The sequence below is a fragment of the Bacillus cereus group sp. BfR-BA-01522 genome (assembly GCF_022662635.1).
Classification (GTDB): Bacteria; Bacillota; Bacilli; order Bacillales; family Bacillaceae_G; genus Bacillus_A; species Bacillus_A cytotoxicus.
Genome location: NZ_JAKUDY010000012.1, coordinates 120,721 through 138,138 on the forward strand (window position 1 = coordinate 120,721; position 17,418 = coordinate 138,138).

The following is a 17,418-nucleotide window of genomic DNA, read 5'->3' on the forward strand; positions in this document are numbered from 1 at the left end:
AGAAAATTTTTTGTTTTAGCGCAGAAAAGTTTATAATACAAAAAAGCCATTCTCGGAATGGATTTTTTGTATCTACTTATATTTCATTGTACTCCTGTGCAGCTTGTAGTACGAAATCATACCGAGCTAAAATATAACTTTCTAATTTCATGACATCCTCTAAACTTTCAACCATAATTCTCGTTATACCTAATTCATTTTTTAAAGCTGGTTCACATTTTAAATCCGCGCAGATTGCTTGTATTTCTCGTTCTGTTTTTTCTGTTAATACATATTTTTTTCGCCCTTTCACTTTCATTCTCGCAATTAACTGAAAAGCTTTTATATCTAAATAATTACCGGTACTTACATAACGAATATACTCTACTGTACGATTATTCTTTATTAGCATTTCTTTTATGAGCGTATATACAGTCTCTTCTTCCATTACTTCTTTTTTCAGACTCTTTCGCCCGTCCCCTTGCATATTTGCACACTGTTGATAAACGGCTGCACATGTTATACAATCATCCAGTGCATTATGGGAACTTAATCGTATACCCAGCATTCTTTTTAATGTTTCCAGCTTAAAGTTTGGAGCGTGTTTCATATATTTTTTAGCTAAAAGTACTGTGTCAATCACCTTATTGTTCGGCTCTCCTAATTGAAATCTGCTCATATTACTTTTTAAAAAACGCATATCAAAAGAGGCGTTGTGGGCAACAATTGTATCGTTACCTAAAAACGCTAAAAATAACGGTAACACTTCTTGAACAGTTGGTGCATCTGAAACACGATAGTTCGTAATTCCTGTTAAGCTTGTGATTCGACTCGGTATCGATCTTTCTGGATTTACGAATGAAACAAATTGGTCTGCTAATTCATGATTGCGATATCGAACTGCGGCTACTTGAATGATCCGATCGTTATATGGGTGAAAACCTGTCGTCTCAAAATCAATTACAACATAATTTGCTGGTAAAGATACATATCCCACAACATACTCCCCTTACTGATTATTTTTATTTCCTATATCATATCATGAACAAATCTTTTCTTGAAAAAGAAAAGACAGAACCGATCTGATATCAATTCTGTCTTTTTCACTATTTTAATTTCGCAACACGTTTCTCCATCTCTTTTTGTGTCATTGGCCCAATAAATTTATCTTGTATGATACCTTTTGTATTTATAAAATAAGAAGTTGGAATTGTGATAACTTTATATCTCGTCGTAACACTTATATCTGTATCCAGTAAAATGGGAAATGTAACACCTTTTTCCTCTGCAAACTGTCTAACCTTCTCCGTCCCATTCGCTCGTTCTGAAACTGTATAATTTACTGCAAGAATTTCTACATCTTCCTTATGCTTCTTATAAAAAGCTTCCATATCTGGCATCTCCTGCTGACAAGGACCGCACCATGTTGCCCAGAAATTCACAATTACTTTCTTTCCTTTTAAATCTGATAATTTTACCTTCGTACCATCTAACTTCGCCAATTCAAAATGAGGCGCAGCCTTCCCAACTTCAATTCCATTTTGAGCGACCATATCTTTCATTGTTGTTTCGCTCTTTACTTGCCCTTTACTTACTTGCTTTTCATTCGGTTTAAACTGCTCATACAAAGCATAACTCGCTAAGCAAAGTAATACAGCACCAATAATAATCTTTCGCCACATATACATCATCCTTATCATTCTCTCGTTATAGATCCATTTCAACCAAAGATTTTATTTATATTTAGCTTACACGGACAAACTTGGAAATATTCCCCTTGAAACAAACGATAATCACAATAACATTATGAATTTTTTCCTTTTTATCCTATAATAGGAATATATATTTTGAAAATGAAATTTATTATAAACATTTCACCTTCTATGAACACATTATGTTTATTCACGTTCCTATATTTTCTTATTCTCATTCTTTTTTGTTTTTCCTTTTATATAAGACGAAAAACAGTCTTTCAAATAAAGTGAAACTTTAATCAGTGGGGGTTTTCTTCATCCCCCACTGATTATGAGCTCTCACCAATCGGGCTGCCCTAAAATAGCGGGATAAACGACTGTTTTAATACGGTTCAACTTTATTCCTTTTCAATGTATTCTAATATATCACCAGGTTGGCATTGCAACTCCTTGCAAAGAGCTTCTAATGTGGAAAAGCGAATAGCTTTTGCTTTTTCCGTTTTTAATATGGATAAGTTACTATTCGTGATTCCGACTCTTTTCGCTAATTCGCCAAGTGTTATTTTTCTTTTTGCCATCACAACATCTAAATTTACTCGTATCATTTTAAAAATCCTAAACCGTTAGTTTGTTTTCTTCTGCGATTTGAACAGCATATTTAAAAATTTTACTCAATAAAAGGAGTGCAATTCCAGCAAAGAACAATCCCATATTAAGATGCAGCGAATACAGTAATTGACCATTTTCTAAGCTTGTTACCCAACTTTCTTTTGGAAAGATAAAATACTGTTTTGTAATAAGTTTATTGATGACTCCTTCCGGTTCTTGCTTAAAAAATAAAAACATCATTTTAGAAATCTCATTATGATGAATATTTTCTAGCACGCACAAAATGAGGAAAATAAAACCAACGTTTCTCATATAATGCGCATTTTCTATAATAAAAAATTGATTGCGAACTAAATTACGGAAAAAAGCTCTTATTTGACAAAGTAAGAAAATATTCAGCCCCATCATAATTAACATAAAGATAGCAATCCATAAAGGAAGTTGAAAATTTCTCGCTTCAATTGCTAATCCCCCTAAACCAGGTGACATTGTAAACCATTTCGGTTTAACAAAAATACCAAACGCCAAAAAGACGCTAATAAAAGTCATATATAGAATTGCTAATGTCGTAAAAAATTGCAATATACGATAGATTTTTTCACTTTTCATTTCCATCCCTCCCATCTTAAACATAACTAATTTATTATCAATTATCAATATATTTTTATTGTTTCTCGATAAAAGTGTAAGAAAGGATGATTTTCATGTACCCTTTAGAAAAAATAGTTTTATATATTCTCAGCTTTCTCTTTTTTCCTATCAGGATCATCGTATAGATTGTATCTTTTTTCAGTAAAAGCCTTGAAAAACGGAAGGTTGGTCGCATTTGTCTTTATACCGCTTTAGTATCATTTCTTTTATCCACTGCACTTGGTATCCTCACTTTTTATACAACGACAATACCCCCTAGTTTGTAAAAATAAGAAAGGATGGATATAGTCTGGGAGAACATCCAATTAGTAAAAAGAACTACGCTATATGCGTATTTGTTTCATTTGTCTCATTTTCGTTCTTATATTTTTTGATAGAGAAAAAGAGGTTCCGGTCTCTACAACACACGATGCTCCACTACATAACATGCCCACCATTAATATGACGAAAATTTCAGAAAATAGTTTTGTTTTACAAGAAAAAATTCATTTGAATAAAGCAAAACAGGGGCAACATTTATGCCCCTGTTTCACAAATATAAATTCTATTTTTTCTTAGTTTGACACCTTAGATTCTTCTAATTTTTCACGAAGAACCATTTGTAGAATACCACCGTGACGGTAGTAGTCAATTTCAACTTCACTATCAAAACGTGCTACTACTTCAAATTGTTTTTCATTTCCGTCTGGGTCAATCGCCACTACTTTTACAATGTCACGTGGTTTTACTGTTTTGTCGATTTGAATTTCAAATGATTCATTACCAACAAGACCTAAAGTTTCAGCACTTTCGCCTTCTTTGAATTGCAGTGGTAGTACCCCCATTAAGACTAAGTTACTGCGGTGAATACGTTCGAAGCTTTCTGCAATTACTGCTTTAATGCCTAAAAGATTTGTACCTTTCGCAGCCCAGTCACGAGAGCTTCCCATACCATAATCTTTACCAGCAATAACTAAAAGACCCGTTCCGTCCTCTTTATATTTCATCGCAGCATCATAGATAGATGTTACTTCACCAGTTGGCCAATATGTTGTATAACCGCCTTCTGTTCCTGGTGCAATTTGGTTTTTAATACGAATGTTTGCAAATGTACCACGCATCATAACTTCATGGTTACCACGACGAGAACCATACGAGTTAAAGTCAACTGGCTGTACGCCATTTTCTAACAAATAACGTCCTGCTGGTGTATATTTACCAATTGAACCTGCTGGTGAAATATGGTCTGTTGTTACGGAATCTCCAAATTTACCGATTACACGTAAACCTGATAATGTTTCAACTTCACCTGGTTCTTTAGATAACCCTTCAAAGAATGGCGGGTTTTGAATATATGTTGAATTTTCATCCCAAGTATATAATGCTTCATTTGAAGTTTGAATTTCATTCCAACGTTCATTGCTATTAAATACTTGGGCATATTCTTTCTTAAACAGTTCAGATGTAACAACACTTTTTACCACTTCTTCAATTTCTTTTGCCGACGGCCAAATATCATTGAAGTAAACAGGGTTACCACTTGCATCTTTACCAATCGCATCCTTCTTCAGGTCAATATCAACTGTACCTGCAAGCGCATATGCCACAACAAGTGGTGGTGATGCTAGATAGTTTGCTTTTACAAGTGGATGAATACGGCCTTCAAAGTTACGGTTACCTGATAAGACAGATGTTACTAATAAGTCATTTGCTGCAATAGCTTCTTCTAATTCTGGCGCTAATGGTCCAGAGTTACCGATACATGTCGTACAACCATAACCAACTGTTTGGAAACCTAATTGATTTAGATAATCTGTTAAACCAGATTTATCTAAGTATTCTGTAACAACTTTAGATCCTGGTGCTAATGATGTTTTTACATAACCAGGTACTTTCATACCTTTTTCAACTGCTTTCTTCGCAACTAAACCAGCGCCAACTAATACATATGGGTTAGATGTATTTGTACAGCTTGTAATTGCAGCGATTGCAATCGCACCTGTTTTCATCGTTACTTCTTGATCATTTAATTCAACTTTCACTTCTTTATCAAATTCTTGCTCTGTAAATCCAAGTCCTTGTGTTCCGACTGGCGCTACAACAGCTTTACGGAACTCTTCTTTCATATTTGAAAGTGGAATTAAATCTTGCGGACGTTTCGGACCAGAAAGGTTTGTTTCAATTTTACTTAAATCGATTTCAACAAGGTCTGTATAAATTGGATCTTGACTATCCGCTGTATAGAATAAACCATTTGCTTTACAATACTCTTCTACAAGACGAACTTGTTCTTCATTTCTTCCTGTTAGACGTAAATAATCTAATGAAATTTCATCGATTGGGAAGAAACCACACGTCGCTCCATATTCCGGTGCCATATTTGAAATTGTTGCACGGTCAGCTAGCGGCATGCTCTTTAATCCGCTACCAAAGAACTCAACAAATTTTCCAACTACACCTTTTTGACGTAACACTTGTGTTACTTTTAACGCGATGTCTGTCGCTGTTGTACCACTTGGAAGTGTTCCAGTTAATTTGACACCGATTACTTCTGGTACTGGAAAGTATGATGGTTGTCCAAGCATTCCTGCTTCCGCTTCAATACCACCAACGCCCCATCCAAGAACACCGATACCATTGATCATTGTTGTATGAGAATCTGTTCCTACTAATGAATCAGGGTATGCAACTAATTCGCCTTCAGCATTTGTCACCGCGTGCACAACCGGTGCTAAATATTCAAGGTTTACTTGGTGTACAATACCTGTTGCTGGTGGAACAGCACGGTAATTATCAAATGATTTTTGTGCCCAATTTAAAAATTTATAACGTTCTTCATTACGTTTAAACTCTAAATCCATGTTGAATTCAAGCGCGTCTGCCGTACCCGCTCTATCAACTTGTACTGAGTGGTCAATAACAAGATCTACAGTAATTTCAGGGTTAATTTTATCAGGATCCCCACCCATATCTGCCATTGCTTTACGAAGTGAAGCTAAATCTACAACAGCAGGTACACCTGTGAAGTCTTGTAAGATTACACGAGATGGTTTAAATGGAACATCGATATCTTTCACATCTTGTGTTCCCCATTTCGCTAAGTTTGTAACATGCTCTTCCGTGATAACGCGTCCATCAACTTGACGAAGTACAGATTCAAGCAAAACTTTAATTGAATAAGGTAATTGTGATACATTACCCACCCCTGCATTTTCAAGCGCTTTCAATTGATAATAATGATACGTTTTCCCATCTACTTCAAATGTTGCACGAGATTGAAATGGATTATGTTTGACCATTATGTTTCCCCCCTGTTAAACATGACTAAGTTGTCTGAATATAAAATGTAGACGAACTTTTCAATACCTTACGATAATATCTTATTACAACTTTCTAAATAAGTAAATAATAAGAAACTTATAGTTTTTTATAAGTTTTCTTTATCTCATGAAATTTGAATAGTGTTCGTTCTCCTTATGAATACTATAATTACAAAACAAAGCTTTTTGTTTCATACTTTGCTTTATGACTCATTACTATATGTACAAATACGATTAGGGGTGAAACGAAATGGGTAAACGAAAAGCCAATCATATTATTCCAGGAATGAACGCCGCTTCTGCTCAAGGACAAGGTACTGGTTATAACGAAGGATTCGCAAATGAACCATTAACAGCTGCTCAGCGTCAAAATAATAAAAAGAGGAAAAAAAATCAGTAACGAAAACTCCCAAAAGATAATCCTTTTGGGAGCTTTTTAATGCTTATAACGCAATAGTTCCGATACCTTCACAAAGCGATATCCTCTTTGTTGAAGCTCTGGTAAGATCTTCGCCAGCGCTTCTATTGTTTGGCTACGGTCACTCCCCCCATCATGCAACAGGACAATATCTCCACTCTTCGCATTTTTCAAAACATGGTTCACAATAGATGCGGTACCTGGATTCGCCCAATCACGCGGATCTTGATGCCATGACCATAATACAATTTGATATCCTGCTTCTTTTGCGGTAGTAAAGACGGTATCATTTATTTCCCCACCAGGTGGACGAAAGAGGAGAGGTTCTTTTATCCACTTCGCTAAGTACTTCTTTCCCTCTAAAATATCATTTTTTACTTTTTCACTCTGCGTTCTTTTTGCGTATAAGTGATTCATTGTATGATTACCAATTTCATGTCCTTCTTTTAATACTTGCTTCACTAAATAAGGGTTTCGTTGAATTCGAAATCCAATCATAAAAAAAGTTGCTTCCGCTTTGTATTGACGCAGTAATTGTAATACTTGCGGCGTATATATCGGATCTGGTCCATCATCAAATGTAATAGCGATAATCTTCTCTTTATTTGGAACTTCCCACGTTACATAGCCAGTAGGTTCCAACTCTTTTCTTAATAACAAACTTGCTTGTACTTCGTCCACTTGACATATATGTATAAAACTAATAAAACAAATAATAATATTGGCAGTTTTTCGTCTGAACATATGTGTTCCTAATAGAGAGGTTGCTGAAACGACAACAACCTCTTCACTTCTCTAACTGATCCACTTCTCGCATAATATTTTGCAAATGACTTTCATATTGTTTAAGTTGTGGACGCTGCGTTTCAGACGCTACTTCAAGCGCATTTTGAATTTGTTCATATGCTTCTTGTACTTCTTGATGAAGTTGTTTTAAATCATGACCATAATTCGGGTCATTTTTCACAATATTATTGAATATATGTTCCGCTTGTACAACCCCTTGCTGCGCTGCTTGAAAAGCTTGTTGTTTGTCCTTATGATATGGCATAGCTTTTCTCCTTTCTACATATAGTTCGTCCCACTTATCTTTACCCTTTTTCTTAAAAACATTCTCGTATAAATTCGTAAAGTTCTCTTATTCTAAATAGAAAAGGAGGTGAACGAACCGTGGAAAAAAACAATAGTAAGTCTATTCGTCAAAATTCAAAAAAAGGACAACCATCTGGACAACCTGAACCTTTAAGCGGGTCACATAAAGTGAAAAATCGAAATCACTCAAGACAAAAACATCACGCACATCATGATATGTAACAAATATTTATATAATCGATAATCTTATTGCAGTGAAACTTCTATCAGTGAGGAACTCTCGCCACACTGATGAAAGTTTCACTTTATTTTAAATATGGCGAAAAGGCTTCCTGATCAAAGAAAAAAATAGATATTTTTGCTTGGGCAAAAACATAGAAACTCTTCATTAGAAGTTTATGTAAAGATAGTGGGAAACGTTCCATGTTACCTTTCACCTCTCTTTTATTCATGCATATCATAGTATGAATTGAGACGTTATGGAGGGTATTGGTCATGAGCAAGAAAAAGAAGAATTGTCTTTTTCGTGTTGATGGTTTTGAAGAATGGATGGATCAGTTTTGCTCTGGTTCCTACCTCAACTGTAATTTTCCAAATTATATTCATATTGATCTTTGTGAAACAGAGCAAGAATACATTTTAGAAACAGATGTACCAAATGTGACAGAACAAAATGTATTTATAAAAAAGATGGAGACAGGCCTAAACATTTGTATTTTCAAAAAAAATGTTCCCTTACAAAGAACGATTTTTTTACCGGCCAGTATCGTTTACAAAAAAATGATAGCTTGTATAGAGAATGGTTTTCTTTCCATTCATATATCTAAAAATGAAATCGCAAATCCACATGAAAAAAAAGTTCTTTTTTCAAATGAATATTGAACCTTCTTACAGAGATGTGTTCCCTATACTATATCATCATGATTTTCCTAGAAAGGATGATAAAAAGGATTCCTAAAACATAAGGAATCCTTTTTTATCTTGCTATTTTTGGGCAAGTAAGGCTATTCGGAGAGAAAAAGAGAAGTGAATTGGACGTAGTACTGTTTGTAGCAATCCCGATTCGTAAAGGCTCATAATCAGCAGGGAATGAAGAAAATTCCCACTGATTAAAGTCTCACTTTATATCGCACCTTCCGTTACTAACATCGTAGGATTCTGAAGTTTTTTCGAACGCAAGCTATACCCTACTACTTTTTTCTTATATTGTTTAATTACATCAATATGATCATCATAACGATAGATGAAAAATGTAACATTTGTTTTTCCTGTCTTTGTTTGAATCATTAATGGTGTTCCCTCTGCACTTGGAGGAAAATAATACTTCTCTAAAAAGATTGCTTCATTAAACTCTTGAATGATGCACTTCTTCTCTTCTCCTTCTATCTGTTTCCCATCTAGAGTTATACTTGTAACGTCTTCACTAAGTTGCGGATGCAATTCAAACTTACTGATTAAAGACTCCACAACAGATGTTGGAATACTCGCCACTACTACTTTAAAAGCAGCAAACACAACCAACATCACGATAAACCATGTCGTCATATTTTACCATCCCCACCATCTTTAAAATTCGCATTATCATACAACTTATATTATCTCATGAAAACACCTTTTATTTTTTGTACATAATGTGAACTTTTTAAAGAAAATACGCTAAGGACAGGATAGGGAATATATCTTAACAGAATCTACATAACAAGGGGCAACGCTAAATAGACGTATTTTTCTATATTCTTATTAGTATGGAGGACTTAAAGAATATGGGCTAAAATATTTGATACATTGTAATTAAACTTTATTTCAAAGCAACACAAATACCAAAATAACTCTTCCTTTATTGTTAAAAAAATGAGGAAAGAACACAAACAGCGACTTTCTTTCCTCATTTTTTATGATAACTCTCTCTACACTCGAGCTGCTCTCGTTATATCCATATCTACTCCATATGTAAACTGCAATTCTTTACAAACTTCTTGAATCAAAATATTCATATTATATTTTTCATTAAATTCAGTAACAGCATGTTCTACTTCTTCATAAGTATATTTATATTCACCAGTAATCACGCTTTTTAAGTCGAAACATTCATTAATACAAAGCTGGACGAGAAGTCGATCATACATAGTTACTATATCTTCCTTTTTCCACAACAATTCCTTCACATACAATCTATCAAACGTGACACTTCCTCGATTACACTCTGCTAACGTACGGGTCATTTCATGTAATTCTCTATATAGTTCAGATATATTTGTATTGAGACGAATCAATTTATCTACGCCATCGTCATACAACATGCCATCCACCTCCGTATACTCTTTTTCTTATTATAGCAAGAAAATTCTAAAAAATGTTTTTTCTTCTGAAATATTAGGAAACTTATTCGGATTGCTTTACAATGAAATTAATGAATACGAAAGGGGTATTACATTGGAACAAAAATTATATTACAGCGATCCTTATCAACAATCTTTCACAGCAAAAATAAGAAAGCAAGAGGTGGATCATGAAGGAAATCGCTATGTTACTTTAACTGAAACGGCTTTTTATCCAACTGGTGGCGGGCAACCTCATGATATAGGTACATTAAATAATGTCTCTGTGACAAATGTAGAGGAAATCAACGGAGAAATCCGCCACTTCATATCTGAAGAATTACATGAAGTAGAAGTAATCGGAAAAATTGATTGGAACCGCCGATTCGATCATATGCAACAGCATGCAGCTCAGCACATTTTATCCGCTGCATTTTGGGATCATTTTAATATCCCTACAATTGGCTTTCACCTTGGGGCAGAAACGGTTACAATTGATTTAGACACGCCAACCCTTTCTGCGGAAACAGCTACTGAAGCGCTCCGTATTGCAAATCAAATTGTCTTAGAAAATCATCCTATCCATATTAAATGGATGAATTTAGAAGAAGCAAAACAATTACCTCTTAGAAAAGAACCATTGCTCTATGAAAATATACGCGTTGTCATCATTGAAAACTTTGACTATAACGGCTGCGGCGGAACACATCCGAAATATACGGGAGAAGTTGGACCCATTCATATTATTGGCTGGGAACGTAACAAAGGTGGCATTCGCTTAAGTTTTATTGCAGGCTGGCGAGCTATAAAATTAATGGGACATCAGCAACAAATAATAAAAGAGGTTTCTAAACAATTAAACAGTGGTGAAAATGATATTCCACGTAAAGTACATCAGCTCATTACCTCTCAAAAAGAGAGTGAAAAAGAATTACAAGTGATGCGTGAAAAGTTACTTGTTATAGAAGCAAATGATCTATTGCAAGAAGCAGCTGATACACATGTTGGCATGCTCATTTCGAAAGCTTTCAGCAATCGTTCTATGCAGGAAATTGCCAAATTATCAGCCATTATTACAGAACAAAACGAAAATACAATTACATACTTTGTCACTGAAAATGAGGATAAATTACAATGTATACTTGCCTGCGGGAAATCTATCAATATAAGTATGAACAATATGTTAAAAGACGCTCTCCCTACGATTGAAGGAAAAGGGGGCGGAAATCCGAAAAGTGCTCGCGGTGGCGGAAAAGCCCTCATTTCAGGCGAACAATTTTTACAGCAACTTGTTCAAGCATTGAAGGAAACCATTTAATACACCATTGAAAAAGGATAGTACGTCGCTATCCTTTTCTGTTTATGGATTTTTTGCTAGTATTCTGTTTTTTTAATAAATTGTCATACTCGGTATCTCACATCGAAGTCCCAGTTCAAGTACCGATAACATACATCTATTTCTTGTTCAATTCTTTTCGCAATGCTTGTTTTAAAAATTTCCCTACTGATGTTTTTGGGATTTCTTTCATAAATACAATATCATCGGGTAACCACCACTTCGCAAATTGCGGTTGTAAAAATTCATATAACTCTTCTTTCGTTACGACACGATTTGGTTTTCGCACGACACAAGCAACAGGTCGCTCTTGCCACTTAGGATGGGGAACTGCAACAACTGCTGCTTCAAACACCGCTTCATGCGCCATAAGTGCATTCTCTAAATCTACCGATGAGATCCATTCACCCCCGCTTTTAATCACATCTTTTGTTCGATCTACTATTTTCACGCATCCTTCTTCATCTACCGTTACAACATCCCCCGTATATAACCACCCATCACGAAATCCTTCCGCTGTACGCTCATCTTTATAGTAACTTGCAGCAATCCACGGTGCACGTAAGCAAAGTTCTCCCATCTCACTCCCGTCCCATTTCACTTCTCCATTTCCTCCAACTATTTTCATTTCAACTCCCGGCACAAGATATCCTTGTTTTGATCTTATTTCAAGTTGCTCTTCATATGATAAATCTTTTTCATAACTTTTTAACCTTGCAAGTGTTACAAGTGGGCTCGTTTCTGTCATACCATACGCGTGAACAAAAGGAACGTGATATTTCTGTTCGAATGCTGCGATTACACTTTTGGGTGCCGCAGCTCCCCCGCATAAAATCCGGCTCATACTCGATAAATCATAGTCATGTTGCTCTAATTCTTGCAAAACACCAAGCCAAATTGTAGGTACTCCAGCTGCTACTGTCACTTTCTCTTTTTGAATCATTTCCAGTAAAATTTTCGGTGTAAACATCGGACCAGGCAAAACTTGCTTCGTTCCAAACCACGTTGCCGCAAATGGTAATCCCCATGCATTCACATGAAACATCGGCACAATTGCCATTGCCACATCGCTTTCCGATAGCGCTGCTGTATCAGCTAATCCAAGCGCCATACAATGAAGCACTGTACTACGATGCGTATATACAACACCTTTTGGATTTCCTGTTGTTGCCGAAGTATAGCACATACCAGCCGGCATATTTTCATCAATTTCTTTTAAAAATTGATGCTTCGGATTTCCTTCAGCGAGAAGGTGCTCATAATGATATACAGGCGTCAATGAAGTCTCTGGTATTTCCTCTTTATCCGTCATAATGATATATGCTTGTACAGTCGATAATTCTCCTTGTATCTTTTCCACAAGCGGGACCAAATCTTCATCAATAAGTAAAATTCGATCTTCGGCATGGTTGACTATATAAGAAATATGCTGGGGAGATAAACGAATATTAATTGTGTGCAATACAGAACCAATACCAGGAATAGCAAAGTATGCTTCCACATGTCGATGATGATTCCATGCCAACGTTCCAATTCGTTCTCCTTCGTTTACTCCCAATTTCTTTAATACACTAGAAAGCCTTCGCGTTCGTTCTCCAATTTGTTTATACGTTAACGTGGTAACCCTATCATGTGTACGAGAAATAATTTCTTTCTTTGGAAATAATGTTTCTGCCCTTTCCACCATCGAATGAATTGTTAATGGTACATTCATCATCATACGTATCTCACCCTCCATTAAAACGCTCCCATTTTTGATCATTATATCAAATTCAACAAAATAAAAGTTGTTTTTTACTAAATTTTCTGAAATTATTCCCTTGGAAATAAAGTGAAACTTTAATCAGTGAGGTTTTCTTCATCCCCACTGATTATGAGCCCTAACCAATCGGGCTGTTACGGGCAGTTCATCTCCCACCTATCTTCCTTGCTTCTTTCTGCGTCTTGAGGCAGGATTCTTACTGCCCTAAAATAGCGGGATAAATAAAAAAGAGAGCTCTTCCACACCCTCTTTTAACAATATGTATCTTGTGAATCTGTTATCATTTCATATTTTTATAAATCATTTGAAGTGAAAACATTCTATCAAGAAATGCTACATATTACCCTCTTCTATTTATCATAATGGCTTTTGTTTAAACTTTTGATAGTTTCGCACTTTTAATAGCAATACGCTTCCGCAATCTGTACAAATATAGGCGTCTACTGGAGAGGAGGTGAACATCGTTTCTTTTTTTCTTATTTGAGCATAGCCAACAAACTCACCTTCTCCAATATCATTCGATCCACAATACGAACATGTATGTACCTCTTTCTTCTGCATGAGAGCACCACCTTTGATCTGTTTCTACTCCCTTCGACAGCAATCATTCACTTTCCTTCCCTAAAAATTGTCATGATTTGTTTCGGTAAGAAGGAGATTTCAACCTCATTTCGTCTTCACTACATATACGCCATTTTTTACTCATTTAAACGCACATGCAAGCAGCTTTCGAGTTACATCGCAAATGAACTCATAGGACAAGTCCATTTTGGACGTATGTACAAATGAATATTGTATATATGGGTACGGCAACCATTCCTTCTTTTTAGAACCACCCATAAATATAAAGCAAGAGAAATGAGTATATGAAAACATCAATTCTCTTGCTTTTGATTAGCTTGCCTCTTCAGTTTTAATAGGAGTACAATCAAATTCAATATCTGGTGGACGTCGAGTTGAATCTAATCTATATTTTTGTTATTTTATTCCATCTCTTTCTAATGCATTTTTAAGCATTTCTTCAGCCTCTGCTCGAATCTCTTCTTGAGTCATCTCTCCGACAGGCTTATATTCCCCATGGATGTTATAGTTTGCCGAATCATCATTCGGGATGTGTGTATCACGTGATGATTTATAATCAGTTGTAGGCAATTCTACATCAGTTTCATCACTGGTGCTTTGTATCCCTTCATAAGAGCTATCATCATTTGTGTCTTCTTGATCCTGTAATTCATATTCAGTATCATTTGATTCAAATAGTGAGTTTTTATTATTCTTTATTACATAAATGTTGATGCAAATAATAGCGATAATGATAGTACTTAAAAATCCAAATAAAGCTTTTTTGTTCATGTTGTTTGTTCCTCCAGTTATGTAAAATGTAAGATTTCCGAAACCATCATAACAGATTCAGTTACAACTATTTTGTCATATTTTGCGACGGAACATTAATACAGATCCAGCTAATGCTAAACATCATTGTAACACCGTTTGATGCTGTAATACCCAATCTTTGACTTGGTTACCAGGTAATTTTTTTAGCACTTGTTACTTTAGCACCTTGAACAATGATATTATCTGGACCAGTACCTACACCAATTTGTAGATCATAGTTATCGAAGATTTCTCCATAGTAATATTTTTCTGGTGGCTTTCCTCCAGAAAATGTTCCTAAATTACGCACAAAGTTATCTCCAATTTCTTTAGCAGTTTCTTTGTTGACTGCTGTCCCTAAAATAACAGCCATAACAATTGTTTTACCGTTTACTTCTATATGAGCATCACTAACCAATGGATTTTGTTTTACTTGCTCTAGTGCCATCTTCTTACCTTCTTCATTAAATTTCACGGTTTCTTTTGTTTTTTTCAGCTTTTTTATCAATCTTACACTTTGTGAAGTTTACATTTCTTTACAGGTTAATTGTACCAGAAAAACATATAGACAACCAGACTTGTATTTAATTTCTATCGAATCTAATATTAGGTTTTACAGAAAAAAATAGAAAATCTGTGTGTAGTCAGGGGATGGAGGCGTATTATGAATTTTAAAAAGGTTTCAGTTGTCGCTTTATCGGGTACATTATGAATGGGTGCTGTATTACCAGGAGTTTCACATGCAGCTACTCCAAATAATAATGTGTTAAACGTTAAATCAGAGGAAAAAGTATATCAGTCTAGCTTTGCTAACTCTGAGAGTTTAGAAGGTTTTGAGATCCCGTCTTTAGATGAGATGTCTGAAGAACAAAAAGAGCTATTATTTAAATTAGCAAAAGAAGAAGCATTAAAAAATGCACCAGAAAGTCCTGAATTATATGAACAACAATTAATTGGTTTATTTGATGCGAGTTCTCCAAATTATAACAATTTACAAGCAACGCAAAGTGTGTATGACATTAGAAAAAGACACCTATGAGAGAGAGGCCACTGAAAAACTTACGTTTTTCAGTTCACAAGCCGAATGTAATACAAGAAAGGCTATTGCATCCGTACTACTCATAATTTCGTTATCCAATAGATTAAGGTATCGCCAATCAACATCTTCAAAATTAAATCCATCTATCTCTAACTGCTGCAGCATGTCTCTTTCTTCCCCTTTTACCGTAAATAAATTATGATCCTCTCCCTGATGGAATTCTTCTAATACTTCTACATTTAGATATTCATGGTCATTTACCTCAATTGTACTATTCTCAGATATATAAATAGATATCTTCTTTTAAAATATAAGTGAGATATCTTTAATTAACTGGTTTTTCTGAATTTTATTGAAAAATAAATATAAAATAGTTAAATACAAAGAGTATTTTGCTACAATGGTAATATATAACATTAGTAGATTTCTATAGGATGGAGGATTATATAATGATTTCTTCGATAAAGGGTAATGAGTAAATCACAAAAATGTTAAATGACTGGTATATAGAAATTCGTGCCAGACATATTGGAAAGGCGCATAAATTAAAACTTGAAATTGATCAAAAAATACACAATATTGAAGAAGACCAAAACCTCCTTTTATACTATTCTCTTTTAGATTTTCGTCATCAATATATGATTGATAGTTTTAGCATTGGAAAAGACAGTTTTGATAAGGTTGAATCATTAGAGGTGCCTGCAGATCAATTTTTATCGTACTACTACCATTTCTTTAAAGCTATTCATTCAAATATTACAGGTAACTTTACAAATGCAAAAGAACATTACAACAAAGCTGAGGAACTATTAAACCATATTCCAGATGAAGTTGAACATGCTGAATTTTATTTCAAACTATCCACTTTCCATTACCATATCTACAAGCCATTGGCGGCTATCAAAGAAGCTACTAAGGCAAAAGAGATTTTTAAAAAGCATGCAGGATACGAGACTACTATTGCGTTATGTGATAATTTAATTGGTTTGGCTTGTACGCACTTAAAACAATTTGAAGAAGCTGAAGAACACTTTATTACAGCTATTAATACATTTAAAAAATCAGGTGAAGAAAAATTTATTACGTTTGTTCGTCACAACTTAGGATTAATGTATGCTGGCCAAAATTTATCTGAACTAGCAATACGCTACTTATCTGAAGTAATACATGAACTCCCTAAAGATTATAAGGCAATCTTTATTAAGGCTAGAGAGCATATGAAAATAGGAGATTCAGAGGAAACTTCTAACCTTATAGATAAAGGATTAGAAGTTTGTAGAGAACTTAAAAATGAAGAGTACGAACATCACTTCTTAATTTTAGAAAAATTAAATCAAAAAGTTACCGCTGACGAATTAGAAAAGACAATTGAAACAGGAATCTCTTATTTTGAGAGAGAAAACCTACATGAGTACGTACAAGAATACGCTAAAAAATTAGCAGTTTTATTCCATCAAGAAAATAACCGTTCAAAAGCAAGTGACTATTTTTACCTTAGCCATCAAGCCGAAGAAAAAAACTTTGAGAAGGAGGCTTTAAAATGAGAAAAGTAATTTTCAGCTTAATTGGGATTACAGCTGCATTCACATTTATGTTTAATTCTAGCCATGTAACTGATACACAGAAGGCGCTTAACGAGGATACAATTGTACAATATGCTCATGGCCATACTGGCGGATGATAAATAAACAAAGGTCTTCACTTCATTAATCTGTACCCTTTGTAAAGGACATTTTAAAAAAAGTTAGGCAGCCGCGAGAAGATGATTTCTGTATTCAACAGGAGTCATCTTCTTTAAATTCCACTGATATCTATGCTGGTTATGGTATTTCATATAGTCTTTAATC

General features: G+C 34.8%; 21 protein-coding genes and 2 pseudogenes. 8 read left to right on the forward strand and 15 right to left on the reverse strand.

Annotated elements, in window-relative coordinates:
• Window positions 1–76 precede the first annotated feature (76 nt).
• The 4 genes from MR059_RS16655 to MR059_RS16670 form a co-directional block, all read right to left on the reverse strand.
• Complete coding sequence (locus tag MR059_RS16655; protein WP_087095154.1) at window positions 77–976, reverse strand: 3'-5' exonuclease; 900 nt, start codon at window positions 974–976, stop codon at window positions 77–79.
• Window positions 977–1,085: 109 nt separating this feature from the next.
• Window positions 1,086–1,661: a TlpA family protein disulfide reductase gene (locus MR059_RS16660; RefSeq protein WP_210351699.1), complete on the reverse strand. Its 576-nt coding sequence runs from the start codon at window positions 1,659–1,661 to the stop codon at window positions 1,086–1,088.
• A gap of 410 nt (window positions 1,662–2,071) precedes the next feature.
• Window positions 2,072–2,278: a helix-turn-helix domain-containing protein gene (locus MR059_RS16665; RefSeq protein WP_012094705.1), complete on the reverse strand. Its 207-nt coding sequence runs from the start codon at window positions 2,276–2,278 to the stop codon at window positions 2,072–2,074.
• 10 nt (window positions 2,279–2,288) lie between these two features.
• A complete protein-coding gene (locus tag MR059_RS16670) occupies window positions 2,289–2,891 on the reverse strand; it encodes a DUF2975 domain-containing protein (protein ID WP_012094706.1) in 603 nt (200 codons plus the stop codon).
• A 95-nt stretch (window positions 2,892–2,986) separates the two neighbouring features.
• Here MR059_RS16670 and MR059_RS16675 point away from each other — a divergent pair.
• Window positions 2,987–3,199: pseudogene (locus MR059_RS16675) on the forward strand (hypothetical protein).
• A gap of 288 nt (window positions 3,200–3,487) precedes the next feature.
• Here MR059_RS16675 and acnA read toward each other — a convergent pair.
• On the reverse strand, window positions 3,488–6,211 hold the full coding sequence (acnA, locus tag MR059_RS16685) for an aconitate hydratase AcnA (protein ID WP_012094707.1): 2,724 nt from the start codon (window positions 6,209–6,211) through the stop codon (window positions 3,488–3,490).
• A 271-nt stretch (window positions 6,212–6,482) separates the two neighbouring features.
• Between acnA and sspO the strand changes: the two genes are divergently transcribed.
• Window positions 6,483–6,632, forward strand: a complete 150-nt coding sequence (gene sspO, locus MR059_RS16690) for a small acid-soluble spore protein O (RefSeq protein ID WP_242161910.1) — start codon at window positions 6,483–6,485, stop codon at window positions 6,630–6,632.
• Between the two features lie 36 nt (window positions 6,633–6,668).
• On the opposite strand, the gene MR059_RS16695 is transcribed toward sspO, so the two are convergent.
• Together MR059_RS16695 and MR059_RS16700 are read right to left on the reverse strand one after the other, a co-directional pair.
• A complete protein-coding gene (locus tag MR059_RS16695; RefSeq protein ID WP_012094709.1) occupies window positions 6,669–7,394 on the reverse strand; it encodes a polysaccharide deacetylase family protein in 726 nt (241 codons plus the stop codon).
• A gap of 43 nt (window positions 7,395–7,437) precedes the next feature.
• Window positions 7,438–7,701: a hypothetical protein gene (locus tag MR059_RS16700; RefSeq protein ID WP_012094710.1), complete on the reverse strand. Its 264-nt coding sequence runs from the start codon at window positions 7,699–7,701 to the stop codon at window positions 7,438–7,440.
• 119 nt (window positions 7,702–7,820) lie between these two features.
• Here MR059_RS16700 and MR059_RS16705 point away from each other — a divergent pair, with 119 nt between their 5' ends.
• Together MR059_RS16705 and MR059_RS16710 are read left to right on the forward strand one after the other, a co-directional pair.
• A complete protein-coding gene (locus MR059_RS16705; RefSeq protein WP_012094711.1) occupies window positions 7,821–7,964 on the forward strand; it encodes a small acid-soluble spore protein P in 144 nt (47 codons plus the stop codon).
• 273 nt (window positions 7,965–8,237) lie between these two features.
• Window positions 8,238–8,624 carry an Hsp20/alpha crystallin family protein gene (locus tag MR059_RS16710; RefSeq protein ID WP_012094712.1) on the forward strand — a complete coding sequence of 129 codons (387 nt, stop codon included), beginning with the start codon at window positions 8,238–8,240 and terminating at the stop codon, window positions 8,622–8,624.
• Window positions 8,625–8,864: 240 nt separating this feature from the next.
• Here MR059_RS16710 and MR059_RS16715 read toward each other — a convergent pair whose 3' ends face one another.
• Together MR059_RS16715 and MR059_RS16720 are read right to left on the reverse strand one after the other, a co-directional pair.
• Complete coding sequence (locus MR059_RS16715) at window positions 8,865–9,287, reverse strand: YfmQ family protein (protein WP_087095157.1); 423 nt, start codon at window positions 9,285–9,287, stop codon at window positions 8,865–8,867.
• A gap of 362 nt (window positions 9,288–9,649) precedes the next feature.
• The gene (locus tag MR059_RS16720) at window positions 9,650–10,042 is read right to left on the reverse strand and encodes a hypothetical protein (RefSeq protein WP_012094714.1); all 393 of its coding nucleotides are present in this window, start codon (window positions 10,040–10,042) and stop codon (window positions 9,650–9,652) included.
• Between the two features lie 133 nt (window positions 10,043–10,175).
• Here MR059_RS16720 and MR059_RS16725 point away from each other — a divergent pair, with 133 nt between their 5' ends.
• The gene (locus MR059_RS16725) at window positions 10,176–11,378 is read left to right on the forward strand and encodes a serine-tRNA(Ala) deacylase AlaX (RefSeq protein ID WP_041809858.1); all 1,203 of its coding nucleotides are present in this window, start codon (window positions 10,176–10,178) and stop codon (window positions 11,376–11,378) included.
• A 136-nt stretch (window positions 11,379–11,514) separates the two neighbouring features.
• On the opposite strand, the gene MR059_RS16730 is transcribed toward MR059_RS16725, so the two are convergent.
• From MR059_RS16730 to MR059_RS16745, 4 genes are all read right to left on the reverse strand, one after another.
• Window positions 11,515–13,116, reverse strand: coding sequence for a long-chain fatty acid--CoA ligase (locus MR059_RS16730; protein ID WP_242161913.1), 1,602 nt, complete (start codon window positions 13,114–13,116; stop codon window positions 11,515–11,517).
• 399 nt (window positions 13,117–13,515) lie between these two features.
• Window positions 13,516–13,719: a hypothetical protein gene (locus MR059_RS16735; RefSeq protein ID WP_012094717.1), complete on the reverse strand. Its 204-nt coding sequence runs from the start codon at window positions 13,717–13,719 to the stop codon at window positions 13,516–13,518.
• Window positions 13,720–14,136: 417 nt separating this feature from the next.
• Complete coding sequence (locus MR059_RS16740; protein WP_210351701.1) at window positions 14,137–14,511, reverse strand: hypothetical protein; 375 nt, start codon at window positions 14,509–14,511, stop codon at window positions 14,137–14,139.
• 169 nt (window positions 14,512–14,680) lie between these two features.
• Complete coding sequence (locus MR059_RS16745) at window positions 14,681–14,980, reverse strand: hypothetical protein (protein ID WP_012094719.1); 300 nt, start codon at window positions 14,978–14,980, stop codon at window positions 14,681–14,683.
• Window positions 14,981–15,244: 264 nt separating this feature from the next.
• Here MR059_RS16745 and MR059_RS16750 point away from each other — a divergent pair, with 264 nt between their 5' ends.
• On the forward strand, window positions 15,245–15,571 hold the full coding sequence (locus MR059_RS16750; RefSeq protein WP_012094720.1) for a hypothetical protein: 327 nt from the start codon (window positions 15,245–15,247) through the stop codon (window positions 15,569–15,571).
• 63 nt (window positions 15,572–15,634) lie between these two features.
• On the opposite strand, the pseudogene MR059_RS16755 reads toward MR059_RS16750, so the two are convergent.
• A pseudogene (locus MR059_RS16755) lies at window positions 15,635–15,859 on the reverse strand (helix-turn-helix domain-containing protein); the annotation flags it as partial.
• A gap of 200 nt (window positions 15,860–16,059) precedes the next feature.
• Between MR059_RS16755 and MR059_RS16760 the strand changes: the two are divergent.
• Both MR059_RS16760 and MR059_RS16765 read left to right on the forward strand, forming a co-directional pair.
• Window positions 16,060–17,115, forward strand: coding sequence for a Rap family tetratricopeptide repeat protein (locus MR059_RS16760; protein ID WP_242161911.1), 1,056 nt, complete (start codon window positions 16,060–16,062; stop codon window positions 17,113–17,115).
• Entirely contained in the window at window positions 17,112–17,252 is a 141-nt protein-coding gene (locus MR059_RS16765; RefSeq protein ID WP_012094722.1) for a hypothetical protein, read from the forward strand. The genes MR059_RS16760 and MR059_RS16765 overlap by 4 nt, the downstream gene beginning before the upstream one ends.
• Window positions 17,253–17,315: 63 nt before the next feature.
• Here the strand turns inward: MR059_RS16765 and MR059_RS16770 are convergent.
• On the reverse strand, window positions 17,316–17,418 hold a 103-nt coding region (locus tag MR059_RS16770), incomplete at its 5' end, for an IS3 family transposase (protein ID WP_242161914.1).